This is a genomic window from Mycobacterium sp. 360MFTsu5.1 (assembly GCF_000383495.1).
In the GTDB taxonomy this organism is placed as follows: Bacteria; Actinomycetota; Actinomycetes; order Mycobacteriales; family Mycobacteriaceae; genus Mycobacterium; species Mycobacterium mucogenicum_B.
Window position 1 is genome coordinate 589,179 of record NZ_KB911464.1, and the last position, 24,385, is coordinate 613,563.

Here is a 24,385-nt window from a genome sequence, read left to right on the forward strand (position 1 = left end):
CGGCAGTGCTCGGCCACTCTCAGGCGTCGGTGGCGTCGCCCTTTTCGGCCATCGCGGCGTCGATGTCGAATTCCTTGATCTGGCTGATGACCTCGTCGAGCTGGTTGGCCGCGAGCATGCCCGAGTGCCGGAAGACCAGCTGGCCCTTCTTGAAGGCCATCAGGGTCGGGATGGCCTGGATCTCGGCGGCGGAGGCCAGCGCCTGCTCGGCCTCGGTGTCGACCTTGGCGTGGAAGACGTCGGGGTGCTTCTCGGACGATGCGGTGAACGTCGGAGCGAACGCCCGGCACGGCCCGCACCATGACGCCCAGAAGTCCACCAGCACGATGTCGTTGTCGCTGATGATGCCGTTGAATTCGGCGGCGGTGATGTCTTTGGTGCTCACGCTTCTCCCAACATTGCGGTGTACCTGCTTGTTCCCAGTATGTGGTCGGCTCAATCCTGGTCTGGTCAGCTCAATCGCGCCAGCGCAGTGGCCGCGTCGTAGCCATTGAACCCGTCCAGGGTGCCGCTGCGCAGGCGGTTGACCCATCCGGGGTCGGCGAGCAGCGCCCGGCCGATCGCGACCATGTCGAACTCGCCCGCGTCGAACTGCTCCACCAGCTGATCCACCGGTCCCGGTTCGATGACCTGGCCGGGCTTCTCGGAGCGGAATGCGGTCTGCAGGCCGACCGAACCGACCGTGATGACGGGCGTCCCGGTGACCTTCTTGGTCCAGCCGGCCAGGGTCAGGGCGGGGTCGGCGTCGGGGAACGCCGGCACATAGTGCCGACGCGTCGAGGGATGCAGCGCGTCGACACCGGCATCCACCAATGGCGCCAGCAGTTCCTGCAGCTGCATCGGGTCGTCGACCAGCGTCGCGTTGTAGTCGGTGCCCTTCCACTGCGAGAAGCGGTAGATGATCGGGTAGTCCGGGCCGACCGCGGCACGCACCGCCGCCACCACCTCGGCGGGGAACCGGGTGCGGTTCTGGACCGAGCCGCCGTACTCGTCGGTGCGCAGATTCGTTCTGGTCCAAAGGAATTGGTCGAGCAGGTAGCCATGGGCGCCGTGCAGTTCGACGGCGTCGAAGCCGACCTCCTTCGCATTGCGGGCGGCCTCGGCGTACCACTGCGCGACGGCGGGGAGCTCGTCGGCGTCCAGCGCCCGGCCGATCTGCTCACCGTGGCCGTTCACGCCCGACGGACTGACCGGCGCCACCCCGTCGCGGTCGCCGCGCTCGGCACCCTGGTGCCACACCTGGGCGGCGATGGTCGCGCCGTGGCGGTGCACCGCGCTGGTGACGTTGCGCCAGCCGTCGAGCGCCTCGGCGCCCACGAGCGTCGGGATGTCCGGCGAGCCGGCTGCCGACGGGTCACCCACCCGCACGCCTTCGGTGATGATCAGGCCGACACCGCCGGCAGCCCGACGCGCGTAGTACTCCGCCACGTCGGGCCCCGGGATGCCTCCGGGCGACGCCTGCCTGGTCATGGGAGCCATCGCGAACCGATTGGGCACGGTCAGGTTCCGCAGGGCCAGTGGGGCGAAGAGTGCAGATGCATCGACGGTCATGAGCCTATGCAACACCGTGCCGGCTCAACCGATTCCGCCGGCGCCCGGCCGGCGGTCAATTGTCGGCCCTCACGCCGACGACGGCAGCTCCTGCGCGCGGCGTGCTTCGAACCGCCAGATCGCCTGGTGCAACGCATCGGCGTGCCAGCCTTCCGCTGCCGCGACAGCGGCCAGGAGCCCCGCCGTGTCGGCGGCGTCGTCACCGACCTCACGCGCGACGTATCCCGCGACCGTCGGATCGGTACCAGGCAGTTCGGCCAGCATCAGCAGGAAGCGCCAGGTGAAGCCCGACCGTTGCCCGGGCACCGCGCACCACGCCCGCTTGGCCTCCCTCGCCAACTCGGGGTCCCCGGCGATCACCCGCAGGTCCTCGGTGGTGCGTATCCCCAGTGCGACGAAGGCCTGCGCCGTCTCGGTCAGCGCCACCGATCGCAGCGGTGCGTCCTTCCTCGTGGACGTCGGCCGGCGGTTGCCGATCTGGGCGGCCCACTGCTCGGGACCACCGAGCGCTTCGACATTGGCGAGCAGTTCGGGTGCGCCGTCGGTGTCGGCGTCACCGCCCTGCCCGGCTCGGTAGCTGCGGTACCGCTCGACGATCGAGTCGACGGTGAGGTGCCGGGCGCCGGGTGCATAGATCGCGTCAATGATGCAGAGCGCCAACGAATCCGGATAGCCGACGGGCGTCGGCCAGCCGGCAGGGTCCCCGAGATCGCGTTCGCACGCGGCCCGCAGTCGTTCGATGTCAGCGTTCATGGTGATGCCTCCTGTCGCAGTGGACCGGTGTGGTCCTGTTGCGCTGGAAGCTAGAGAAAGGCTCCGACAAGAACGCGGCGAAATGGCGTCAGAATCGGGAGTTATCCACAGGCTCGATCGGCGTTTTCGAGTAGCTGACGTCGTCGCCGCGGCCACCAGAACACCTCGATCAACAGCATGCCGAGATAGATCGCGGACACCACCGCGTTGCCGGCCGATCCATACCAGGCGTCCCACACCGCGGTTCCCGCCGCGACCGCAAGCAAGAACGCCACGAGCCAGCGGAACCCGTGTGTGGCGTCAGCTGCGGCGTGCATCGCCACTCGATAGTCGTTGGCGGCGTGGACAAGTCGCTTCTCGGGCAGCCGTTCACCCCGGCGCGTCGCGCAGGCCACCCGCACTCGATCCATACCGCTGAGCTGCGCCGCCGTCGGCCACAGGCGCGCCATCCGCCGTGCCATCCAGACGCCGTACGTGAGTCCGACGACCACCAACACGATGACACCGGTGAGCAGTAGACCGGAGTCGATCCAGGCCAAGGTCCCCAGACTCAGGCCGACCGAACCGCCGACGATCGCGGCACGAGAGAAGAATCCACCTCGCCACACGAACGCCGGGACGGTCAGCACATCGGGAGAAAACTAGACCGTGAAGCCCAGCGCCCGAAGCTGTTCGCGACCGTCGTCGGTGATCTTGTCCGGACCCCACGGCGGGTTCCACACCCAGTTCAGCTTGAGGTCGCTGACGAGGCCCGCGCCCACCAGGGCGGTCCGGGACTGGTCCTCGATCACGTCGGTCAACGGACAGGCCGCCGACGTCAGCGTCATGTCCAGCTTCACGACGGTGCCTTCGTCGCCCTCTTCGAGGGTCATCCCGTAGACGAGACCGAGATCGACGACGTTGATGCCGAGCTCGGGGTCGACGACGTCGCGCATGGCCTCCTCGACGGCATCGAGCAGTTCGGGGTCGTCGACCACATTGGCCGCCGCGGTGGTGGCTTCGGGTGTGCCTTCGGTCATCGCTTGTCCTCCGCAATTGCGCCGGCGGATGCCAGCGCCGTGTCCGATGCGCTCGCCAACGCGAGCGCCGTGTCTTTGGCGCTCGCCTCGGCGAGCGCGGCTTTGAACGCGGTCCAGCCCAGCAGCGCGCATTTCACCCGCGCCGGGTACTTGGCGACACCGGCGAACGCGATGCCGTCACCCAACACATCTTCGTCCCCCTCGACGTTGCCGCGGGAGGAAATCATCTCGGTGAACGCGCCGACGGTCTTGAGCGCCTCGTCGATGCTCTGACCGATCACCTGGTCGGTCAGCACCGACGTCGACGCCTGGCTGATCGAGCAGCCCTGGCCGTCGTACGAGATGTCGGCGATGGTCTCGCCGTCGTCGGACAGCGTGACCCGCAGCGTGACCTCGTCACCGCAGGTCGGGTTGACGTGGTGCACCTGCGCGCCGAACGGCTCGCGCAGCCCGCGGTGGTGCGGGTGCTTGTAGTGGTCCAGGATCACTTCCTGGTACATCTGTTCCATTCTCATGCAAAGAACTCCACAGCGCGTTTGACGCCCGCGACCAACCGGTCCACTTCGTCGAGCGTGTTGTAGACGGCGAACGACGCGCGGGCCGTCGCGGCGATCCCGAACCGCCGGTGCAGCGGCGCCGCGCAGTGGTGCCCGACCCGGACCGCGATGCCCTCGTCATCCAGAATCTGGCCGACGTCGTGGGCGTGCACACCGTCGAGCACAAAACTCACCGGGGAACCGCGGTGCTCGGTGGTGGTCGGCCCGATGATCCGCACCTGCGGAATCTGGGTCAGACCCTCGAGCGTGGCGGCCACCAACTCGGCTTCGTGCGCCTCGACGGCAGCCATGCCGATGGCATCGAGATACCGTGCGGCAGCGGCCAATCCGACGACCTGGGACGTCATCGGGGTGCCGGCCTCGAACCGCTGCGGCGCCGGCGCATACGTCGCCTGCTCCATGGTGACGGTCTCGATCATGGAGCCGCCGGTGAGGAACGGCGGCAGCGCGTTCAGCAGATCGCGGCGCCCGTACAGCACACCGATTCCGGTGGGCCCCAACATCTTGTGACCCGAGAACGCCGCGAAGTCGACGTCGAGGGCGTGGAAGTCGATGGGCTGGTGCGGCACCGACTGGCACGCGTCCAGCACGGTCAGCGCACCGACAGCCTTGGCTCGCGACACCAGTTCCGCGACCGGCGCGATGGCGCCCGTGACGTTCGAATGATGGGTGAAGGCAACCACTTTCACCCGGTCATCGAGCTGCAGCGAATCCAGGTCGATGCGGCCAGCCTGATCGCCTGAGTCGGTCACTCCGAACCACTTCAGTTCGGCGCCGGTCCGGCGGGCCAGCTCCTGCCACGGGATCAGGTTGGCGTGATGCTCCAGCTCCGTGGTGACGATGACGTCGCCCGGGCCGACCACGCGGTCGAACCGGCTGTCCCCCACCGCATACGACACCAGGTTCAGCGCCTCGGTGGCGTTCTTGGTGAAGACAAGCTCGTCGTCGTCGGCACCGACGAACGCCGCGATGTCGGCGCGGCCCTGTTCGTAGGCGTCGGTCGACTCCTCCATCAGTTGGTGCGCACCGCGGTGCACCGCGCCGTTGGACGTGGTCAGGAACTCCCGCTCGGCATCGAGGACCTGCAGCGGCTTCTGCGACGTGGCCCCGGAATCCAGGTACGCCAACGTGTTTCCGCCGCGCATCACCCGACTCAGGATCGGGAAGTCGGCCCTGATCCGCGTCAGGTCGAGATCAACCGACGCCGTCATGTCAGGCTCCTGCGGCCGCGGCCTGCGTGTAGCGCTCGTAGCCGTTCTCTTCGAGCTCGTCGGCCAGCTCCGGACCACCGGAGGTGATGATGCGGCCGTCGAAGAAGACGTGCACGAACTGCGGACGGATGTAGCGCAGGATGCGGGTGTAGTGCGTGATCAGCAGGACGCCGCCGTGCTCGGCCTCGGCGTACCGGTTGACGCCCTCGGACACGACGCGCAGCGCGTCGACGTCCAGGCCCGAGTCGGTCTCGTCGAGGATGGCGATCTTCGGCTTCAGCAGGCCCAGCTGCAGGATTTCGTGGCGCTTCTTCTCGCCACCGGAGAAGCCCTCGTTGACGCTGCGCTCGCCGAACGCCGGGTCGATGTCCAGCTCCGACATGGCCGTCTTGACCTCTTTGACCCAGTGGCGCAGCTTGGGGGCCTCGCCACGGACCGCGGTGGCGGCGGTGCGCAGGAAGTTCGACATCGAGACGCCGGGCACCTCGACGGGGTACTGCATGGCCAGGAAGAGGCCGGCGCGAGCGCGCTCGTCGACGCTCATCTCCAGCACGTCCTCGCCGTCCAGGGTGATGGAGCCCGAGGTGACGGTGTACTTGGGGTGGCCGGCGATGGCGTACGACAGCGTCGACTTGCCAGAACCGTTGGGGCCCATGACCGCGTGGGTCTCGCCCGACTTCACGGTCAGGTTGACGCCCTTGAGGATCGGCACATCGGCGCCGTCCGGTGCGGTGACCGAGACGTGCAGGTCCTTGATTTCCAGAGTGGTCATGAGTTGTTGCGTCCTTCAGTCAGTTCAAGTTCGTGTTCGATGGCGGCGGTGAGGCGGTCGCGGACTTCCGGCACGGCGATCTTCTGGATGATCTCGCCGAAGAAGCCACGGACCACCAGGCGGCGGGCCTGGTCCTCGGGGATGCCGCGGGCCTGCAGGTAGAACAGCTGCTCGTCGTCGAAACGTCCGGTGGCACTGGCGTGTCCGGCGCCGACGATCTCGCCGGTCTCGATCTCGAGGTTGGGCACCGAGTCGGCGCGGGCGCCGTCGGTGAGCACCAGGTTGCGATTCACCTCGAAGGTGTCGGTGCCGGTGGCCGCGGCGCGGATCAGCACGTCGCCGATCCACACGGTGTGGGCATCGGGCTTCTTCGAGTCCGGATCCCCTTGCAGCGCACCCTTGTACAGCACGTTGGAGCGGCAGTTGGGCACCGCGTGGTCGACCAGCAGGCGCGACTCGAAGTGCTGGCCGTCGTCGGCGAAGTACAGGCCGAGCATCTCGGCGTCGCCGCCGGGGCCCAGGTAGCGGGTGCGCGAAGTCAGCCGCACGACATCGCCGCCGAGGGTGACGGCGACGTGCCGCAGCACGGCGTCCTTGCCCAGCGTCGCGTGGTGGGTGCTGACGTTCACCGCGTCGTCGGCCCAGTCGGCGATCGACACGACGGTCAGGCGGGCCGCGTCACCGACGACGAATTCGATGTTGTCGGCGTAGGTTCCGCTGCCGGTCTGGTCGACGACCACGACGGCCTCGCCGAGTTCGGCGACCCGCAGCTGCAGGTGGCCGTACGCGGTCTTGCCCTCACCCGGTCCGGCGATGGTGATCTCGATGGGCTCGGCGACCTGGACGTCGCGACCGACCGACACGATGGTCGCTTCGGTGAACGACGAATACGCCTGCGCGGCAACGCGGTCCGCGGGCACGCCGCCCTGGCCCAGGCGCTCGTCGTCGCGGCCGACGGTCTCGACGGTGACGCCGTCGCGCTCCGACACCTCGACGCGCGCGGCGCCGGTGGCGACCGCGGAGCCGTCGTGCAGACCGTGCAGACGCTTCAGCGGCGTGAACCGCCACAGCTCGTCACGGCCGCCCGGCACCTCGAAAGCGTTGACGTCGTAGGACGTGAACAGCTCACCCTTGTTGGCGACGATGCCTTCCGTCGCCTCAGTCAGATTCGAACTCACTAGCCGACAGCACCTTCCATCTGCAGCTCGATCAGCCGGTTGAGCTCGAGCGCGTATTCCATTGGCAGTTCCTTGGCGATGGGCTCGACGAAGCCGCGCACCACCATCGCCATGGCCTCGTCCTCGGTCAGGCCGCGGCTCATCAGATAGAACATCTGATCCTCGCTGACCTTCGAGACCGTGGCCTCGTGACCCATCGTGACGTCGTCCTCACGGATGTCGACGTACGGGTACGTGTCCGAGCGGCTGATGTTGTCGACAAGCAGCGCATCGCATTTCACGCTCGACTTGGAGCCGTGCGCGCCCTTGTTGACCTGGATCAGGCCGCGGTACGACGAGCGGCCGCCACCACGGGCCACCGACTTGGACACGATGTTGCTCGACGTGTTCGGCGCCAGGTGCACCATCTTGGCGCCGGTGTCCTGGTGCTGGCCTTCGCCGGCGAACGCCACCGAGAGCACCTCGCCCTTGGCGTGCTCGCCGGTCATCCAGACCGCCGGGTACTTCATGGTGACCTTGGAACCGATGTTGCCGTCGATCCACTCCATGGTCGCGCCGGCCTCGGCGCGGGCCCGCTTGGTTACCAGGTTGTAGACGTTGTTCGACCAGTTCTGGATGGTCGTGTACCGAACGCGCGCACCGGGTTTCACCACGATCTCGACGACGGCCGAGTGCAGCGAGTCCGACTTGTAGATCGGCGCGGTACAACCCTCCACGTAGTGCACGTAGGAGCCCTCGTCGGCGATGATCAGCGTCCGCTCGAACTGGCCCATGTTCTCGGTGTTGATCCGGAAGTACGCCTGCAGCGGGATGTCGACGTGCACGCCCTTCGGCACGTAGATGAACGAGCCACCCGACCACACGGCGGAGTTCAGCGCCGAGAACTTGTTGTCACCGGACGGGATCACGGTGCCGAAGTACTGCTTGAACAGCTCCGGGTGCTCGCGCAGGCCCGAGTCGGTGTCCAGGAAGATGACGCCCTGCGCCTCGAGGTCCTCGCGGATCTGGTGGTACACGACCTCGGACTCGTACTGCGCGGCGACACCGGCGACCAGGCGCTGCTTCTCGGCCTCCGGGATGCCCAGGCGGTCGTAGGTGTTCTTGATGTCCTCGGGCAGTTCCTCCCAGGACGTGGCCTGCTTCTCGGTGGACCGCACGAAGTACTTGATGTTGTCGAAGTCGATGCCCTCGAGGTCACTGCCCCAACGCGGCATCGGCTTCTTGTCGAAGATGCGCAGCGCCTTGAGCCGGAAGTCGAGCATCCACTCCGGCTCGTTCTTCTTCGACGAGATGTCGCGGACGACAGCCTCGTTCAACCCACGGGTCGCGGCGGCGCCGGCAGCATCACTGTCTGCCCAGCCGTAGCCGTACGTGCCCAGGGAGGCAATGGTCTCCTCCTGGGTCAACTGTTCCGGGGTGGTCGTCATTGCGACACTCCTTCTTCTTGGGTCGCGGGGTGGATCGAGTGGACTGCGTGCTCGGGGATGACGGGGACGTGCGTCGTGCACGCACAATCGCCGTTGACGATGGTGGCCAGGCGCTGCACGTGCGTACCCAGGACCTCGGCGAACGCTTCGCGCTCGGCGTCGCACAGCTCGGGGAACTCCTCGGCGACGTGCGATACCGGGCAGTGGTGCTGGCAGATCTGCACCCCGCCGATCGGGCCCGTCACCGGGGTCGTCGTGGTGGCGTAGCCGGCCTGGGTCAGTGCCGCGGCCACCTGGTCCGCGGTGGCGGTGACGTCGTCGGTGGCGGTGACGCCCGACAGGATCGAGTCGATCCGGCGACGCGCGAACGTGCGGATGGCGTCGTCACCGCCGATCTCGCGCAGCTGGCGCATGGCGGCCGCCGCGAGGTCGTCGTAGGTGTGGCCGAGCTTGGCGCGCCCGGCCGCCGTCAGTCGATAGCGCTTGGCGGGGCGGCCGCGGCCGTTGTGCTGCCACGCGGCGGCGGCGCTGGATTCGGCGTCGCCGGCCTCGATGAGCGCGTCGAGATGACGCCGCACACCGGCGGCGGAGATGCCGAGCTGCTCGCCGATCTGAGTCGCGGTGACCGCGCCTTCCAGCAGCAACTGCACGATGGCCGAGCGGGTGTGACCATCGGAAACAGCCGTCGCCGACGCCACCGCGGTCGCGGTGCCGACAGCTTCGGGAGCTCCGGACGGTAATTTCACAACACCATTGTGACGGAATTCAGAACCCGAATCTAGGAAGGTAACCCTTATCACCGAGTTGGCGGGGGCCGAACAGGCCTACGGCTAATCTGCTCTGATGCCCGACCGCCTTCAGCACCTGAGCACGGCCGTCGCGCATTGGCACGCCGACGAGCCGTCCGTCGGCTCCCCGCTCAACGCGTCCGAGGTCGCCTCGCTGCGCCGGACCCGGCGATTCGGCGCCACCGGAACGGTACTGATGGCCATCGGCGCACTCGGCGCCGGCGCCCGGCCCGTCGTGCAGGATCCGACGTTCGGGGTGCGCCTGCTGAACCTGCCGTCGCGCATCCAGACCGTCTCACTGACCATGACCACCACCGGCGCCGTCATGATGGCGCTGGCCTGGCTGATGCTGGGCCGCTACACGCTAGGCAAACGCCGGATGTCGCGAAGCCAGCTGGACCAGACGCTGCTGCTGTGGGCGTTGCCGCTGCTGATCGCGCCGCCGATGTACAGCAAGGACGTCTACTCCTATCTGGCGCAGAGCCAGATCGCGAGCATCGGACTGGACCCGTACCGCGTCGGCCCGGCGACCGGTCTCGGGCTCGGCCACGTCTTCACCCTGACGGTGCCGAGTCTCTGGCGCGAAACACCGGCGCCCTACGGACCGCTGTTCCTGTGGATCGGGCGCGGCATATCGGAGCTCACCGGCGACAACATCGTCGCCGGCGTGCTCTCCCACCGGCTGGTCGTGCTGCTGGGTGTCGCCGCCACGGTGTGGGCAACGCCACGTCTGGCCCGCCGCTGCGGTGTCGCCGAGGTCAGCGCCCTGTGGCTCGGGCCCTGTAATCCCCTGCTCTTCATGCACCTCATCGCCGGCATCCACAACGAGGCCCCGATGCTCGGCCTGATGCTCGCCGGCACCGAATTCGCCATGCGCGGCATCGATTCCGGCCGTCCCCTCATCCCCCGGCCACTGCACTGGCCGCGGCACCGCGAGGACTGGTCGGCGTGGTGGCCACTGGCGATGCTGCTCACCGGCACGGTGCTCATCGCCATGTCGTCGCAGATCAAGCTGCCGTCCCTGCTCGCGCTGGGGTTCGTCGCGATGGCCCTCGCACGCCGGCTGGGCGGGACGGTCAAGGCCTTCTTCCAGGCCTGCGTGCCGCTGGGCACCGTCGCGCTCGCGGTCATGGCGCTCATCGGCTGGGCCAGCGGCCTGGGCTTCGGCTGGCTGTTCACCCTCGGCACCGCGAACGTGGTGCGCTCCTGGATGTCGCCGCCGACGCTGGTCGCGCTCGGCACCGGGCAGGTCGGCATCCTGCTGGGCCTGGGCGACCACACCACCGCGGTCCTCGGACTGACCCGCGGGATCGGCGTCTTCGTCATCGGCGTGCTGGTGAGCTGGCTGCTGCTGTCGGTGCTGCGGGGACGGCTCCATCCGCTCGGCGGTCTCGGCGTCGCCATGGGCGCGACGGTGCTGCTGTTCCCCGTCGTGCAGCCCTGGTACCTGCTCTGGGCGATCATCCCGCTGGCCTGCTGGGCCACCCGGCCCGGGTTCCGTGGCACCACCATCGTGGTGACGTTCGTCGTCGGCGTCTTCGGCCCGACGGCCAATGGGGACCGGTTCGCGCTCTTCCAGATCCTCGACGCGACGCTGGCCAGCACCGTCATCGTCCTGCTGCTCATCGGCCTGACCCGCAACCGCCTGCCCTGGCGCGGATTGCCGGAATCAGACAACGGTGACGCCCCTGGTAGCGGCGCTGCCAGGCCCGACGCTTACGCTGAATCCCCGTGAGTTCCGGTGAGACGCCCGTATTGCTGCGCGGCGTCAGCAAGCGCTACGGCGATATCCAGGCCGTGAACAACCTGGATCTGGAGGTGCGGCGCGCCGAGGTGCTGGCCCTGCTCGGACCCAACGGGGCCGGCAAGACCACCACCGTCGAGATGTGCGAAGGCTTCAACAAGCCCGACTCGGGCAGCATCTCGATCCTGGGCCTGGACCCGACGGCCGACAACGCCAAGCTGCGCGCCCGCATCGGCGTGATGCTGCAGGGCGGCGGCGGCTACCCCGCTGCCAAGGCCGGCGAGATGCTGAACCTCGTCGCGGCGTATTCGGCGAATCCGCTCGACCCGCAGTGGCTGATGGACACCCTCGGTCTGACCGAAGCCGCGCGCACCACCTACCGCCGGCTGTCCGGCGGGCAGCAGCAGCGCCTCGCACTGGCCTGCGCCATCGTCGGACGCCCCGAGCTGGTGTTCCTCGATGAGCCCACCGCGGGCATGGACGCCCACGCCCGAATCGTGGTGTGGGAGTTGATCGAAGGCCTGCGCCGCGACGGTGTCACCGTCGTGCTGACCACGCATCAGCTCACCGAGGCCGAGGAACTGGCCGACCGCATCGTGATCATCGACCACGGCGCGGCAGTGGCCGCGGGCACGCCCGCCGACCTGACGCGAGGTGGCGCCGAGAACCAGTTGCGCTTCTCGGCCCCGCCCAAACTGGACCTGACCCTGCTGATCTCGGCGCTGCCGGAGGGCTACCGCGCCACCGAAGCCGGCGCCGGCGAGTACCTGGTGGAAGGCCACATCGACCCGCAGGTGCTGGCCACCGTGACCGCGTGGGCCGCCCGCCTGAACGTGCTGGCCACCGACATGCGCGTCGAACAGCGCAGCCTCGAGGACGTGTTCCTCGACCTGACCGGACGGGAGCTGCGGTCGTGAGTACCGAGACCAATCGGTTCGCCCCGGGAACGTTCACCCCGGACCCGCGGCCGGCGGGCATCCCCGCGATGCTGGCGGCGCAGTACGGCCTCGAGCTCAAACTGCTGCTGCGCAACGGCGAGCAACTGCTGCTGACGATGTTCATCCCGATCACGCTGCTGGTCGGGCTCACACTGCTGCCACTGGGCTCGCTCGGTGATCACCGGCCGGGGACGTTCACCCCGCCGATCATGGCGCTGGCGGTCATCTCGACGGCCTTCACCGGACAGGCCATCGCCGTCGCGTTCGATCGGCGCTACGGCGCGCTCAAGCGCCTCGGCGCCACCGCGCTGCCGGTATGGGGCATCATCGCCGGCAAGTCGCTGGCGGTGATCACGACGGTATTCCTGCAGTCAATCCTGTTGGGCGGCATCGGCATTGCGCTGGGTTGGCGGCCGAGCCCGCTGAGCCTACTGCTCGGCGCCCTCGTCATCGCGCTCGGCACCGCGTCGTTCGCGGCGCTGGGCCTGCTGCTCGGCGGGACGCTGAAGGCAGAGATCGTGCTGGCCCTGGCGAACCTGCTGTGGTTCGTCCTGGCCGCCCTCGGCGCCCTGACCATAGAGCACCGCGTCGTGCCCGAGGCGCTGCGCTGGGTGGCCCGGCTGACGCCGTCGGGTGCACTCACCGAGGCCCTCACACAGGCGATGATGCTGTCGGTGGACTGGTTCGGCATCGCCGTGCTGGCCGCGTGGGGCGTGCTCGCCGGGCTCGCCGCGATGCGCTGGTTCCGGTTCAGCTGACAGCCCCTACTACGCCGCGTAGTTAGCCCTGGCCTACGATCAGACCGTGCTCGACAAGCTGCCCATCCCCTCGCTTCGGGTCCAGCGGCTCATCGCGTTCCTGGTCATCCTGACCCAGGGCGGCATCGCCGTCACCGGGGCCATCGTCCGCGTCACCGCATCTGGACTGGGCTGCCCGACGTGGCCGCAGTGCTTCCCCGGCAGCTTCGTGCCGGTGCCACACGCCGAAGTGCCCGTCGTGCATCAGGCCGTCGAATTCACCAACCGCATGTTCACGTTCGGCGTCGTGCTGACGGCCGCCCTGGCGGTGCTCGCCGTCATCCGCGCCGGCCGCCGCCGCGAGGTCCAGGTCTACGCCTGGCTGATGCCGGCGTCGACCGTCGTGCAGGCGGTCATCGGCGGCATCACCGTCCGCACCGGACTGCTGTGGTGGACCGTCGCCGTCCACCTGCTGGTGTCGATGGTGATGGTCTGGCTGGCGGTCCTGCTCTACGTCAAGATCGGCGAACCCGACTCGGGCACCGAGGAACTCGTCGTGCCGCAGCCACTGCGCTGGTTCACCGCACTGACCGCCGTGACCCTGTCCGCGGTGCTGGTCACCGGGACCTTGGTGACCGGCGCCGGACCGCACGCCGGCGACAAGAGCGCCCTGCAGCCCGTCAAGCGCCTGCAGGTCGAGATCACCGATCTGGCGCACCTGCACTCGTCGCTGCTGGTGGCCTACCTCAGCTTCGTGATCGGGCTCGGCTTCGCGCTGCTCGCGGTGCACGCCCCCAAGCCGGTGCTGCTGCGGCTGGCGGTGCTGGCCGGGCTGGTGCTCGCGCAGGGCGCCGTCGGCGCGGTCCAGTTCTACACCGGCGTGCCCGCGGTTCTGGTCGCCATCCACGTGGCGGGCGCAGGCGCCTGCACCGCGGCCACCGCAGCGCTATGGGCGTCGATGCGAGTGCGGACGTCCGCGTAGCGAGTCCCTGGCTTCAGTCGGGTCTGCGACATCCCGTCACAGCTTGCAACCAGGGACGCCGCGACGCCGAACTTGATCCCTGACTTGGGCCAAAGTAGCGACACGTCGCCGCAGATTGATGTCAGGGATCTCGGCTCAGCACTTCGCCCGCTAACCATGCCCCAGGCAGCCTGGTTATCCCCGGCCCGACAGCGGGCCGAGGCCGAGCCGCTCGAGAGCTGACTCGACGCCGACGGCGAATTGTCGTTGGGCCGCGGCACGTTCGGGCTCGGCAAGCTGCCGCCAGCCCAGGCCCGGTTCGACCAGTTCCAGCTCGAGCAACCGCGGGTCCCGGTGATCGCCGATGACGTCCACCCGGGCGTACAAGAACTCCTCCGGCTCGATACCGAGATGCGCGGCCGCGGCGGCCAGCGTCGCGTAGCCGACGTCCCACAATTCGAAATCCGGGTCGGCCGGTTGCAGCTGTTCCTCGGCGTACGTGCCGGATTCGTGCATCTCCACGCTGCCACCGGGCGGCGGCAGCATCGGCCCCTTGAGGAACGCGTGCGATTGCTTGCCGGCCAGGAACACCAGCGCGGTCTCCCCCGCCTCGATGCGTTCGTCATACGGCTGGATCAGCGCCGTGCGGCCGTCGGCCTGGAGTGCGGCAGCGTGCGCCGCGGCCGCGGCGGCATCGGTGAATCGTTGCGCGCCAACCGAACCCGCCCCCACCGCGGGTTTGACCACGACCTGACCACTGGGCACCGTCACCGGCTCCCCCGGCGCGAAGAAGCCGCTGGGCACCGTCGGCACGCCGGCCGCCGCCAAATCCGCCAGGTAGCGCTTGTCGCTGTTCCACGCGACCACCTCGGGTGCGTTCAGCAGATTGGGCACCTTCCTGGTCCAGGCCACGAACTCATCGTGCCGCTCGGTGTAGTCCCACGTGGCCCGCAGGATCACGAGATCGGCCTGCAGCGTGGCTGGGTCGTCCCACGCCAGCCAATGCGCGTGCAAACCGCGGTCCCGTAACGCCTTGACCAACCCGTCGTCGTCGCCGTCGCCTTCGACGAGGGCCTGGCAACCTGCGAAAACGATACGGGGATGACGGATATCGGGCCGCGCGAGTTTCACGTTGGAATGATAGGTGGCATGCATGCCATCGAAGTCGCCGAACTCGGCGGTCCGGAAGTCCTGTCCTTCGTCGAACGCCCCGAGCCCACGCCGGGTCCGGGCGAGGTCCTGATCAAGGCCGAGGCCATCGGCGTCAACTTCATCGACACGTACTTCCGCTCCGGCCTGTATCAGCGCGAAGTGCCATACATCCCCGGCACCGAGGTCTGCGGCACCATCACCGCGGTCGGCGACGACGTGGCGGCGCTCGCCGTCGGCGACCGGGTGGTCACCGCCGCGGCCGACGCCACCTACTCCGAATACTGCGTCGCCCCAGCCGATTACGTGGCCTACGTCCCGGAGGGCGTGGACCCCGAGGTGGCCGCCGCGGCACTGCTCAAAGGCATGACGGCGCACTACCTGATCAAGTCGACCTACCCGGTGCAGCAGGGCGACACGGTGCTGCTGCACGCCGGCGCCGGCGGCGTCGGGCTGATCCTGACCCAGTGGGCCACCAGCATGGCGGTGCGCGTCATCACCACGGTCTCCAACAGCGACAAGGCTGCGCTCTCGCGGCAGGCCGGCGCCATCGAGGTGTTGGACTATCCCGACGATCCCGCCGAGTTCGGCGCCAAAATCCGTGAACTCACCGACGGCAACGGCGTCGCCGCGGTGTACGACGGAGTCGGCGCCTCCACGTTCGAGGCGAGCCTGGCCAGCCTCGCGGTACGGGGCACCTTGGCCCTGTTCGGCGCCTCCAGCGGCCCGGTGCCGCCGATCGATCCACAGCGCCTGAACAGTGGCGGATCCCTGTTCCTGACCCGGCCGACGCTCGCGCATTACACCCGCAACACCGACGAGTTCTCCTGGCGGGCAGGCGAACTGCTGCAGGCCATCTCCGATGGCACCCTCAACGTGACGATCAGCCAGCGGTATCCCCTGGCCGACGCCGCCCGGGCCCACGCCGACCTGCAGGCCCGCCTGACGGTCGGCTCCGTGGTGCTGGTGCCCTAAACCGGCGCGGCCGCCGGGAACGTCCAGGCGCCGTCGAGAATCTCGGGCCGCGGACGGTACAGCCGCACGGTGTAGTTCCAGCCCGGGGTGATCGGCAGCAGATTTTCAGCAACCGCGCCACCGAACTGGATGGTCGTCGAACCGTCGGCGGCCTTGACGGCAGTGATGTTGTTCACCGAGTAGGCATTCTGCTCGTTGGCGGTGAAGTAGCCGTCCTTGTTGTAGACCGTCACCGACCAGAAGCCGTCCACCGGAACGTCTTTGACGGTCAACCGGTGCACCGTGGTGCCGTCGTTCTGCGCGGGCACCACGGTCAGGTAGAACGCGTCGCGCTCGGGATTGCCGCCCCAGGCGTTGGCCGAGCCGATCAGATGCCGCACCGGGTCGGTGTCGGCCGCGGTGCCGAACATGCCCTTGGTGTCCGGCAGTGTGGTGGCCAGCGTGACGAGCGCGTCGCGGACGGTCTTCTGGCTGACCGGGTCCCAGTCGGGTACCGCAAAGCTCCCCGGCGCCTCCTGCGCGACGGTGATGGCGTCCTGCAGCGCGTGTACGGCGGCCAGATCAGCCGCATCGTTGGGATCGACCAACGTGCGGACGGCCACCGCCACGTAACGGGTACCGACGGCCGCGCACGTCAGGTGCACCGTCGCCGGGGCATAAGCGACCTCGGTCGTGTAGTGGTCCTCGTTGATGACCTGGAGCGACATGAACCGGCCCGCGCTATCGGGCAGGGTGACGGTGACCGGTCCGGCGTCGAGGTCGAACACCGCGGCCGAGTAGAGGGTGTCGCGGTTCTGCCGGATGACCACCTGGTGATCGATCGAACTCAGTTCACGGTGATGCAGAAAGCCACCGACGCCGCCGTCGTTGACGATGCCGGAGAAGTACAGATCCGATTCGGCGCGGGCGAAGTTGTCGGGGCTCACCAGTTGGGGCATGCCCCAAAACTAGCGGGTCCGTCAGTGGCCGAAGACCATCGGCAGCGCGAGCGCCGAGTCGACCGCCAGCGCGCAGAACACGACGGCGAGGTAGTTGTTCGACTGCAGGAACAGCCGCAGCGGCTTCACCGGCTCGCCGCGCTTCACGCCCGAGTACAGCTGGTGTGCCATCACCAGGAACCAGACGCCGGCGACCAGCGCCACCGCCGCGTACAGCCAGCCGGTGGCGAACGCCAGCGCGAGCGTCGTCAGCACCGTCGCCCAGGTGTAGATCAGGATCTGCTTGGTGACCTGGCGCTCGGTGGCGACGACGGGCAGCATCGGCACGCCGGCCGCCTCGTAGTCCTCCTTGTAGCGCATGGCCAGCGCCCAGGTGTGCGGCGGTGTCCAGAAGAAGATGATCAGGAACATCACCAGCGCGGGCCACTGGATGGTTCCGGTCACCGCCGACCAGCCGATCATCACGGGCATGCAGCCGGCGGCGCCGCCCCACACAACGTTCTGCGACGTGCGGCGCTTCAGCAGCAGCGTGTAGACGAAGACGTAGAAGGCGATGGTCGCCAGCGCCAGGAGGCCCGACAGCAGATTCGAACTGCGCCACAGCCACAGGAACGACGTGACGGTGAGCACCAGGCCGAAGATCAGCGCGTTCCGGGTGGGCACCGTCGCGCGGGCCAACGGCCGGCGGGCGGTGCGCTTCATCACCTTGTCGATGTCGGCGTCGGCGACACAGTTCAGCGTGTTGGCGCCGGCCGCCGCGAGTAGCCCGCCGACCAGGGTGTTGAGGATCAACAGCGGCTTGATGGGACCTTGGCTGGCCACCACGTCGAAGCGGTGCGCCAGCAGCATGGCCGGGATGGTCGTCACCAGCAGCAACTCGATGACACGCGGCTTGGTGAGGGCGACGTAGGCCAGCAACGTGTCCCGAACGCGGTGCGGCGACTTGGTCCCCGAAGCAGCGTCGTGCTCGTCAGACGCCGCAGCTCCGGGACCGAAACCGTGTGCCCCGTGGACGGAACGGCGCTCGCGAATGCTCACGCAGATATCTCCTCGGAAGTCACGGCCGCGCAGCCTCTACTACAGACGATGGTAGACCGCGCACCTGAGTGCTCCACACCGCAGGGTGCATTCAGGTGAACGGAAACCCAATCACGGACAGGCCAAAGGTGAAGCGGTCTGCACCACACCAGCGGCGCGCATTAGGGTAGTCATGCAGCTCGCTTGCGATTTGCCGAGCCCGAGACGTCCCTCAGTAGGAGTGCGCCCGTGACCACAGTCGAAGAGATTTCCGAACTCACCCGCCCGCACCACCCGGACGACTGGACCGAGCTGGACTCGGCCGCCGTCGACACCGTGCGCGTGCTGGCCGCGGATGCGGTTCAGAAGGTCGGAAACGGCCACCCCGGAACCGCCATGAGCCTGGCCCCGTTGGCCTACACCCTGTTCCAGCGCCAGATGCGCCACGACCCGTCCGACACCCACTGGATCGGCCGTGACCGCTTCGTCCTGTCGTGTGGGCATTCCAGCCTGACGCTGTACCTGCAGCTGTACCTGGGCGGCTTCGGCCTCGAGCTGGCCGACATCGAGGCGCTGCGCACCTGGGGCTCGCTGACCCCCGGCCACCCCGAGTACGGCCACACCAAGGGCGTGGAGATCACCACCGGTCCCCTGGGCCAGGGCCTGGCCTCGTCGGTCGGTATGGCGATGGCGGCCCGCTACGAGCGCGGCCTGTTCGACCCCGATGCCGCTCCCGGTGAGAGCCCGTTCGACCACTTCATCTACGTGATCGCCTCGGACGGCGACATCGAAGAGGGCGTGACGAGCGAGGCGTCGTCGCTCGCCGGCACCCAGCAGCTCGGCAATCTGATCGTGCTGTGGGACAACAACAAGATCTCCATCGAGCACGACACCAACATCGCGCTGTCCGAGGACACCTGCGCCCGCTACCGCGCCTACGGCTGGCACGTCCAGGAGGTCGAGGGCGGCGAGAACGTCGTCGCGATCGAGGAGGCGCTGGCCGCCGCACGCGCCGTGACCGACCGGCCGTCGTTCATCTCGGTGCGCACCATCATCGGCTACCCGGCCCCCACCAAGATGAACACCGGCGGGGTGCACGGTTCGGCGCTGGGCGCCGACGAGGTCGCCGCCACTAAGAAGGTGCTGGGCTTCGATCCGGACAAGAGCTTCGAGGTGAAGCCCGAGGTCATCGACCACACCCGTGAGCTGGTCGCCCGCGGCAAGAAGGCGCACGACGAGTGGCAGGTCGCGTTCGACGCCTGGGCCGCCAAGGAGCCCGAGCGCAAGAAGCTGCTGGACCGCCTGGAGGCCGGCGAACTGCCCGAGGGCTGGGACGCCGACCTGACGTACTGGGAGCCGGGCAGCAAGGCCGTCGCGACGCGTGCCGCGTTCGGCAAGGTGCTCAACGACGTGGCCGGCAAGCTGCCCGAATTGTGGGGTGGCTCAGCCGATCTCGCGGGCAGCAACAACACCACCATCAACGGGGTGAAGTCGTTCGGCCCGCCGTCGATCTCGACCGAGGACTACACCGCCGACTGGTACGGCCGCGTGCTGCACTTCGGCATCCGCGAGCACGCGATGGGCTCGATCCTCAACGGCATCGTGCTGCACGGCCCGACGCGTCCGTTCGCGGGCACGTTCCTGCAGTTCGCCGACTACATGCGTCCGGCGGTGCGGTTGGCCGCGCTGATGAACATCGACCCGATCTACATCTGGACCCACGACTCCATCGGTCTGGGTGAGGACGGTCCGACGCACCAGCCGATCGAGCACCTGGCCGCGCTGCGCGCGATCCCGAACCTGTCGGTGGTTCGTCCCGCCGACCCGAACGAGACCGCGTACACCTGGCGCACCATCCTGCAGCGCACCCACGGCAACAACCCGACCGGTTTCATCCTGACCCGTCAAGGGGTACCCGTCCTCGAGGGCACTTCTTCGGAAGGCGCTGCCAAGGGCGGCTACGTGCTCGGCGGCGGCAACCCGGCCGACGACGCCGACGTCATCATCATCGCGACCGGCTCCGAGGTACAGCTGGCCGTCGAGGCACAGAAGCTGTTGGCGGACAAGGACATCGTCGCCTATGTGGTATCGATGCCGTGTCTGGAATGGTTCGAGGCGCAGCCCAAGGAGTACCGCGACGCGGTGCTGCCGCCGGACGTCTCGGCACGTGTTGCGGTCGAGGCCGGCATCGCGCAGCCTTGGCACAAGCTGGTCGGTGACACCGGCGAGATCGTCTCGATCGAGCACTACGGCGCATCGGCCGACGACAAGACCCTGTTCCGGGAGTTCGGCTTCACCGCTGAGGCCGTCGTCGCCGCCGCAGAACGCTCGTTGGACAACTGACAACCAATTCAGAAAAGAGCACCCTCATGACTCAGAACCCGAACCTCGCGGCGCTGAGCGCCGCCGGTGTCTCCGTGTGGCTCGACGACCTGTCGCGTGAGCGGCTGCAGTCGGGGAACCTCACCGAGTTGATCAACACCCGCAGCGTCGTGGGCGTCACCACCAACCCGTCGATCTTCCAGGCCGCGCTGTCGAAGGGCACGGCCTACGACGAGCAGGTGCACGAGCTGGCAGCGCGTGGCGCCGATGTGGACGCCACCATCCGCACCGTCACCACCGATGACGTCCGCAACGCGTGCGACGTGCTGGCCAAGGTGTACGAGGCCTCCGGCGGGGTCGACGGCCGGGTGTCCATCGAGGTGGACCCGCGGCTGGCGCACGACACCGACAAGACGATCCTGCAGGCGATCGAGCTGTGGAAGATCGTCGACCGGCCCAACCTGCTGATCAAGATTCCGGCGACGCTGGCGGGCCTGCCGGCGATCACCGCGGTCATTGCCGAGGGCATCTCGGTCAACGTCACCCTCATCTTCTCGGTCGAGCGGCACCGCGCCGTGATGGACGCCTACCTGACCGGGCTCGAGAAGGCCCGCGAAGCCGGCCACGACCTGTCCAAGATCCATTCCGTCGCTTCGTTCTTCGTGTCCCGCGTGGACACCGAGATCGACGCGCGGCTGGAGAAGATCGGCGGCTCGGCGCTGGGTCTGCGCGGCAAGGCCGGCGTCGCCAACGCCCGGCTGGCCTACGCGGCCTACGAGCAGGTCTTCGGCGGACCGCAGTTCGCGAACCTCAAGGCCGAGGGCGCTCGCGTGCAGCGTCCGCTGTGGGCGTCGACCGGCGTGAAGAACCCGGACTACCCGGACACGCTGTACGTCACCGAGCTGGTGGCCGCCAACACGGTCAACACCATGCCGGAGAAGACGCTGGAGGCGGTCGCCGACCACGGTCAGATCACCGGAGACACCATCTCCGGCACGGCGGCCGCGGCGCAGGCCGTGTTCGACGAGCTCTCGGCCGTCGGCATCGACCTGGACGACGTGTTCAACCTCCTCGAGGTCGAGGGCGTGGAGAAGTTCGAGAAGTCCTGGGCCGAGCTGCTCGAGGCCACTCAGGGTCAGCTCGACGCGCTGAAATGAGCGACAGCAGCGGGCGGCCGACGGACTGGGTGAACCCGCTGCGGGACAAGCGTGACAAGCGCATGCCCCGCATCGCCGGCCCGTGCGCGGTCGTGATCTTCGGTGTCACAGGCGATCTCGCCCGGAAGAAGCTCATGCCGGCGATCTACGACCTCGCGAACCGTGGGCTGCTGCCGCCGTCGTTCGCCTTGGTCGGGTTCGCCCGGCGAGACTGGGCCGACGAGGATTTCGGCAAGGTCGTCTACGACGCCGTCAAACAACATGCTCGGACACCGTTCCGGCAGGAGGTCTGGGACCGACTGGCCGAGGGATTCCGGTTCGTGCAGGGCACGTTCGACGACGACGCGGCGTTCCAACGGCTGCGTGACACGTTGCGCAAGCTCGACGAGGAACGCGGCACCGGCGGCAATCACGCGTTCTACCTGTCGATTCCGCCGAACGCGTTCCCGCAGGTGTGCGAGCAGCTGTCGACGTCCGGCCTGGCCAACAAGTCGGACGGGTCCTGGAGCCGGGTGGTCATCGAGAAACCGTTCGGTCACGACCTGGCCAGCGCCGAAGCGCTCAACGGGGTCGTCAACAGTGTGTTCCCGGAGTCGTCGGTGTTCCGCATCGACCACTACCTGGGCAAGGAGACCGTCCAGAACATCCTGGCCCTGCGGTTCGCCAACGAGTTGTTCGAGCCGGTGTGGAACGCCCATTACGTCGACAGTGTGCAGATCACCATGGCCGAAGACATCGGGCTCGGTGGCCGCGGCGGTTACTACGACGGGGTGGGCGCTGCCCGCGACGTCATTCAGAACCACCTCCTGCAGCTGCTCGCGCTGACGGCGCTGGAGGAGCCGGTCAACTTCTCGCCGCATGAACTGCAGGCCGAGAAGATCAAGGTGCTGTCGGCGACGCACCTGGCCGAGCCGCTGGACGAGACCACGGCACGCGGTCAGTACGCCGCCGGCTGGCAGGGCGGGCAGAAGGTGGTCGGGCTGCTCGATGAGGAAGGCTTCTCGAAGACGTCCACCACCGAGACATACGCCGCGATCACCGTCGAGGTGGACACCCGACGGTGGGCCGGGGTGCCGTTCTACCTGCGCACCGGAAAACGGTTGGGGCGCAGGGTCACCGAGATCGCGCTGGTGTTCAAGCGGGCCCCGCACCTGCCGTTCGATGCGACGATGACCGACGAGCTCGGGCAGAACGCATTGGTGATCCGGGTGCAGCCCGACGAAGGCATCACCCTGCGGTTCGGTTCGAAGGTGCCCGGGCATCTCATGGAGGTCCGCGACGTCAGCATGGACTTCTCGTACGGTTCGGCGTTCGCCGAGGACTCCCCCGAAGCCTACGAACGACTGATCCTCGATGTCCTGCTCGGCGAACCGTCGCTGTTCCCGGTCAACGCCGAAGTCGAATTGTCCTGGAAGATATTGGATCCCGCGCTCGAACATTGGGCGGCGCAGGACCGCGCCGGCGGCCGGCCCGAGGCCTACGAAGCAGGCACATGGGGGCCGGATTCGGCGTTCGAGATGTTGCGGCGCACCGGCCGCGAATGGAGGCGGCCGTGATTCTCGAACTGCCCGACACCGATACCGGTGCGATCAACAAGAAGATCGTCGCCCTGCGCGAAGAGGGCGGCGCCATCACCCTCGGGCGGGTGCTGACCCTGGTGGTGGCACCTGACACCGAAGCCATGCTGGAAGAGGCTATCGACGCGGCCAACACCGCCAGCCGCGAACACCCGTGCCGCGTGATCGTGGTGATCCCAGGTGACCGCCTTGCCACCGAGGCTCGCCTGGATGCCCAACTCCGGGTGGGCCGCGATGCCGGCGCCAATGAGGTTGTGGTGCTTCGCCTTTCGGGGCCGCTGGCCGGCCACGCCAGCAGCGTGGTGACGCCATTCCTCCTTCCGGATACCCCGGTGGTCACCTGGTGGCCCGATGTGGCACCGGCGGTGCCGGCGGCCGACCCGTTGGGCAAGCTGGCCATCCGCCGGATCACCGACGCCACCAACGGCGAAGACCCGCTGGCGTGCATCAAGAGCCGACTGGCCGGCTACACGTCCGGGGACACCGATCTGGCCTGGAGCCGGGTGACCTACTGGCGGGCGCTGCTCGCCGCCGCGCTGGACCAGGCACCGTATGAACCGATCACCGAAGCACTGGTGTCGGGGCTGAAAGACGAACCGGCCCTGGACATCTTGGCCGGCTGGCTGGCGGCCTGCATCGACGGTCCTGTGACACGTGCAGTCGGCGATCTCAAAGTCGTGCTGACCCGGCCGAGCGAGACCATCACGCTGAGCCGCCCGCAGACCGGTGTCACCGCGTCGCTCACCCGCACCGGCCGACCGGAGGCCCACATTCCGCTGGCACGCCGGGAAGCTCGCGACTGCCTCGCCGAAGAGATGCGCCGGCTCGACGCCGACGAGATCTACCATCGCGCCCTGGTGGGCCTGGACAAGGTCGTTTATGTCTGAACAGATCATCGAAAAGTATTCCGACGCAGACGCTCTGGTGACCGCGGTCGGCGATCGCCTCGTGACGGCCATCAACGGCGCCATCGAGGCCCGCGGCGTGGCGTACATCGTGCTGACCGGCGGCGGAACCGGCATCAAGTTGCTCAAGCATGTCGGCGGGCATCCGATCGACTGGGCCAAGGTGCACCTGTTCTGGGGTGACGACCGTTTCGTGTCGGCCGACGACGCGGACCGGAACAGCAAGCAGGCGCGCGAGGCGTTGCTGAATTCTGTTGCCATTCCGGCGGAGAACGTGCATGCGATGGCCGCCAGCGATGGCGAGTTCGGCGACGACATCGACGCCGCGGCCGCCGCCTACGCGCGCGAGCTGGCCGAGGTGGCCGGGAATGGTTCGCCGACACCGGAATTCGACGTGCACCTGTTGGGCATGGGCGGCGAGGGCCACATCAATTCGCTGTTCCCGCACACCGACGCGGTGCGCGAGACGGCACGGTACGTCGTCGCTGTCACCGACTCCCCCAAGCCACCGCCGCGGCGGATCACCCTGACGCTGCCCGCAGTCCGCCGCGCCCGTGAGGTGTGGCTGGTCGTGGCCGGTGCCGAGAAGGCCGACGCGGTCGCGGCCGCCGTCGGTGGCGCTGCGCCAGAAGACATTCCAGCAGCCGGCGCCATCGGCACCGAGGCGACGGTGTGGTTGCTCGACGCGGCCGCGGCGGCGAAGCTGTAG

24 protein-coding genes are annotated in these 24,385 nt (G+C 68.2%); 10 read left to right on the plus strand and 14 right to left on the minus strand.

The features are described from left to right. Nucleotides 1–19: 19 nt before the first annotated feature. From trxA to H289_RS0109640, 11 genes are all read right to left on the minus strand, one after another. Nucleotides 20–385: a thioredoxin gene (gene trxA, locus H289_RS0109590; protein WP_020100563.1), complete on the minus strand. Its 366-nt coding sequence runs from the start codon at nt 383–385 to the stop codon at nt 20–22. A gap of 65 nt (nt 386–450) precedes the next feature. Continuing rightward, entirely contained in the window at nt 451–1,551 is a 1,101-nt protein-coding gene (locus H289_RS0109595; protein WP_020100564.1) for an NADH:flavin oxidoreductase, read from the minus strand. 69 nt (nt 1,552–1,620) lie between these two features. Then, nucleotides 1,621–2,304, minus strand: coding sequence for a DUF8548 family protein (locus tag H289_RS0109600; RefSeq protein ID WP_020100565.1), 684 nt, complete (start codon nt 2,302–2,304; stop codon nt 1,621–1,623). A gap of 101 nt (nt 2,305–2,405) precedes the next feature. Beyond that, nucleotides 2,406–2,933 carry a hypothetical protein gene (locus tag H289_RS0109605; RefSeq protein WP_020100566.1) on the minus strand — a complete coding sequence of 176 codons (528 nt, stop codon included), beginning with the start codon at nt 2,931–2,933 and terminating at the stop codon, nt 2,406–2,408. A 12-nt stretch (nt 2,934–2,945) separates the two neighbouring features. Next, nucleotides 2,946–3,323 (minus strand): metal-sulfur cluster assembly factor, encoded by a 378-nt coding sequence (locus H289_RS0109610; protein WP_020100567.1) that lies wholly within the window; start codon nt 3,321–3,323, stop codon nt 2,946–2,948. Then, nucleotides 3,320–3,838, minus strand: coding sequence for a Fe-S cluster assembly sulfur transfer protein SufU (sufU, locus tag H289_RS30210; protein WP_051128427.1), 519 nt, complete (start codon nt 3,836–3,838; stop codon nt 3,320–3,322). Before sufU ends, H289_RS0109610 begins: the two co-directional genes overlap by 4 nt. After that, the gene (locus H289_RS0109620; RefSeq protein ID WP_020100569.1) at nt 3,835–5,091 is read right to left on the minus strand and encodes a cysteine desulfurase; all 1,257 of its coding nucleotides are present in this window, start codon (nt 5,089–5,091) and stop codon (nt 3,835–3,837) included. Before H289_RS0109620 ends, sufU begins: the two co-directional genes overlap by 4 nt. 1 nt (nt 5,092) lies before the next feature. Further along, nucleotides 5,093–5,863, minus strand: coding sequence for a Fe-S cluster assembly ATPase SufC (gene sufC / locus H289_RS0109625; protein WP_020100570.1), 771 nt, complete (start codon nt 5,861–5,863; stop codon nt 5,093–5,095). Further along, complete coding sequence (gene sufD / locus H289_RS0109630) at nt 5,860–7,041, minus strand: Fe-S cluster assembly protein SufD (protein ID WP_020100571.1); 1,182 nt, start codon at nt 7,039–7,041, stop codon at nt 5,860–5,862. Before sufD ends, sufC begins: the two co-directional genes overlap by 4 nt. Then, nucleotides 7,041–8,468 carry a Fe-S cluster assembly protein SufB gene (gene sufB, locus H289_RS0109635; protein ID WP_020100572.1) on the minus strand — a complete coding sequence of 476 codons (1,428 nt, stop codon included), beginning with the start codon at nt 8,466–8,468 and terminating at the stop codon, nt 7,041–7,043. Before sufB ends, sufD begins: the two co-directional genes overlap by 1 nt. After that, nucleotides 8,465–9,214, minus strand: a complete 750-nt coding sequence (locus tag H289_RS0109640) for a helix-turn-helix transcriptional regulator (RefSeq protein WP_020100573.1) — start codon at nt 9,212–9,214, stop codon at nt 8,465–8,467. Before H289_RS0109640 ends, sufB begins: the two co-directional genes overlap by 4 nt. Before the next feature lie 97 nt (nt 9,215–9,311). On the opposite strand from H289_RS0109640, the gene mptB reads away from it, so the two are divergent. The 4 genes from mptB to H289_RS0109660 are packed head-to-tail and all read left to right on the plus strand — an operon-like array spanning nt 9,312 to nt 13,657. Continuing rightward, nucleotides 9,312–10,991 carry a polyprenol phosphomannose-dependent alpha 1,6 mannosyltransferase MptB gene (gene mptB, locus H289_RS0109645; protein WP_020100574.1) on the plus strand — a complete coding sequence of 560 codons (1,680 nt, stop codon included), beginning with the start codon at nt 9,312–9,314 and terminating at the stop codon, nt 10,989–10,991. After that, complete coding sequence (locus tag H289_RS0109650; protein ID WP_036420326.1) at nt 10,982–11,917, plus strand: ABC transporter ATP-binding protein; 936 nt, start codon at nt 10,982–10,984, stop codon at nt 11,915–11,917. Before mptB ends, H289_RS0109650 begins: the two co-directional genes overlap by 10 nt. Then, complete coding sequence (locus H289_RS0109655) at nt 11,914–12,696, plus strand: ABC transporter permease (protein ID WP_020100576.1); 783 nt, start codon at nt 11,914–11,916, stop codon at nt 12,694–12,696. Before H289_RS0109650 ends, H289_RS0109655 begins: the two co-directional genes overlap by 4 nt. Before the next feature lie 46 nt (nt 12,697–12,742). Continuing rightward, nucleotides 12,743–13,657 carry a COX15/CtaA family protein gene (locus tag H289_RS0109660; protein ID WP_020100577.1) on the plus strand — a complete coding sequence of 305 codons (915 nt, stop codon included), beginning with the start codon at nt 12,743–12,745 and terminating at the stop codon, nt 13,655–13,657. A gap of 174 nt (nt 13,658–13,831) precedes the next feature. Here H289_RS0109660 and H289_RS0109665 read toward each other — a convergent pair whose 3' ends face one another. Continuing rightward, nucleotides 13,832–14,767 (minus strand): ATP-grasp domain-containing protein, encoded by a 936-nt coding sequence (locus H289_RS0109665; protein ID WP_029105027.1) that lies wholly within the window; start codon nt 14,765–14,767, stop codon nt 13,832–13,834. A gap of 18 nt (nt 14,768–14,785) precedes the next feature. On the opposite strand from H289_RS0109665, the gene H289_RS0109670 reads away from it, so the two are divergent. Continuing rightward, on the plus strand, nt 14,786–15,760 hold the full coding sequence (locus tag H289_RS0109670) for a quinone oxidoreductase family protein (RefSeq protein ID WP_020100579.1): 975 nt from the start codon (nt 14,786–14,788) through the stop codon (nt 15,758–15,760). Here the strand turns inward: H289_RS0109670 and H289_RS0109675 are convergent. Further along, nucleotides 15,757–16,686: a DUF1254 domain-containing protein gene (locus H289_RS0109675; protein WP_029105028.1), complete on the minus strand. Its 930-nt coding sequence runs from the start codon at nt 16,684–16,686 to the stop codon at nt 15,757–15,759. The genes H289_RS0109670 and H289_RS0109675 overlap by 4 nt on opposite strands. Before the next feature lie 33 nt (nt 16,687–16,719). After that, on the minus strand, nt 16,720–17,736 hold the full coding sequence (locus H289_RS0109680; protein WP_225433633.1) for a heme o synthase: 1,017 nt from the start codon (nt 17,734–17,736) through the stop codon (nt 16,720–16,722). A 228-nt stretch (nt 17,737–17,964) separates the two neighbouring features. On the opposite strand from H289_RS0109680, the gene tkt reads away from it, so the two are divergent. Genes tkt through pgl form a run of 5 tightly spaced genes read left to right on the plus strand, consistent with a single transcriptional unit; the run spans nt 17,965 to nt 24,385 of the window. Then, nucleotides 17,965–20,058 carry a transketolase gene (gene tkt / locus H289_RS0109685; RefSeq protein ID WP_020100582.1) on the plus strand — a complete coding sequence of 698 codons (2,094 nt, stop codon included), beginning with the start codon at nt 17,965–17,967 and terminating at the stop codon, nt 20,056–20,058. Nucleotides 20,059–20,084: 26 nt separating this feature from the next. Next, nucleotides 20,085–21,194 carry a transaldolase gene (gene tal, locus H289_RS0109690; protein WP_020100583.1) on the plus strand — a complete coding sequence of 370 codons (1,110 nt, stop codon included), beginning with the start codon at nt 20,085–20,087 and terminating at the stop codon, nt 21,192–21,194. Continuing rightward, on the plus strand, nt 21,191–22,750 hold the full coding sequence (zwf, locus tag H289_RS0109695) for a glucose-6-phosphate dehydrogenase (protein WP_020100584.1): 1,560 nt from the start codon (nt 21,191–21,193) through the stop codon (nt 22,748–22,750). Before tal ends, zwf begins: the two co-directional genes overlap by 4 nt. After that, nucleotides 22,747–23,658, plus strand: coding sequence for a glucose-6-phosphate dehydrogenase assembly protein OpcA (gene opcA, locus H289_RS0109700; RefSeq protein ID WP_029105029.1), 912 nt, complete (start codon nt 22,747–22,749; stop codon nt 23,656–23,658). The genes zwf and opcA overlap by 4 nt, the downstream gene beginning before the upstream one ends. Beyond that, complete coding sequence (pgl, locus tag H289_RS0109705) at nt 23,651–24,385, plus strand: 6-phosphogluconolactonase (protein WP_020100586.1); 735 nt, start codon at nt 23,651–23,653, stop codon at nt 24,383–24,385. The genes opcA and pgl overlap by 8 nt, the downstream gene beginning before the upstream one ends.

Excerpts from the sequence above, each read along its gene's own strand:
- H289_RS0109595 (WP_020100564.1), bottom strand. The coding sequence starts at position 1,551 with ATGACCGTCGATGCATCTGCACTCTTCGCCCCACTGGCCCTGCGGAAC.
- H289_RS0109600 (WP_020100565.1), bottom strand. The coding sequence starts at position 2,304 with ATGAACGCTGACATCGAACGACTGCGGGCCGCGTGCGAACGCGATCTC.
- H289_RS0109610 (WP_020100567.1), bottom strand. The coding sequence starts at position 3,323 with ATGACCGAAGGCACACCCGAAGCCACCACCGCGGCGGCCAATGTGGTC.
- sufU (WP_051128427.1), bottom strand. The coding sequence starts at position 3,838 with ATGAGAATGGAACAGATGTACCAGGAAGTGATCCTGGACCACTACAAG.
- H289_RS0109620 (WP_020100569.1), bottom strand. The coding sequence starts at position 5,091 with ATGACGGCGTCGGTTGATCTCGACCTGACGCGGATCAGGGCCGACTTC.
- sufC (WP_020100570.1), bottom strand. The coding sequence starts at position 5,863 with ATGACCACTCTGGAAATCAAGGACCTGCACGTCTCGGTCACCGCACCG.
- sufB (WP_020100572.1), bottom strand. The coding sequence starts at position 8,468 with ATGACGACCACCCCGGAACAGTTGACCCAGGAGGAGACCATTGCCTCC.
- mptB (WP_020100574.1), top strand. The coding sequence starts at position 9,312 with ATGCCCGACCGCCTTCAGCACCTGAGCACGGCCGTCGCGCATTGGCAC.
- H289_RS0109670 (WP_020100579.1), top strand. The coding sequence starts at position 14,786 with ATGCATGCCATCGAAGTCGCCGAACTCGGCGGTCCGGAAGTCCTGTCC.
- tal (WP_020100583.1), top strand. The coding sequence starts at position 20,085 with ATGACTCAGAACCCGAACCTCGCGGCGCTGAGCGCCGCCGGTGTCTCC.
- zwf (WP_020100584.1), top strand. The coding sequence starts at position 21,191 with ATGAGCGACAGCAGCGGGCGGCCGACGGACTGGGTGAACCCGCTGCGG.
- pgl (WP_020100586.1), top strand. The coding sequence starts at position 23,651 with ATGTCTGAACAGATCATCGAAAAGTATTCCGACGCAGACGCTCTGGTG.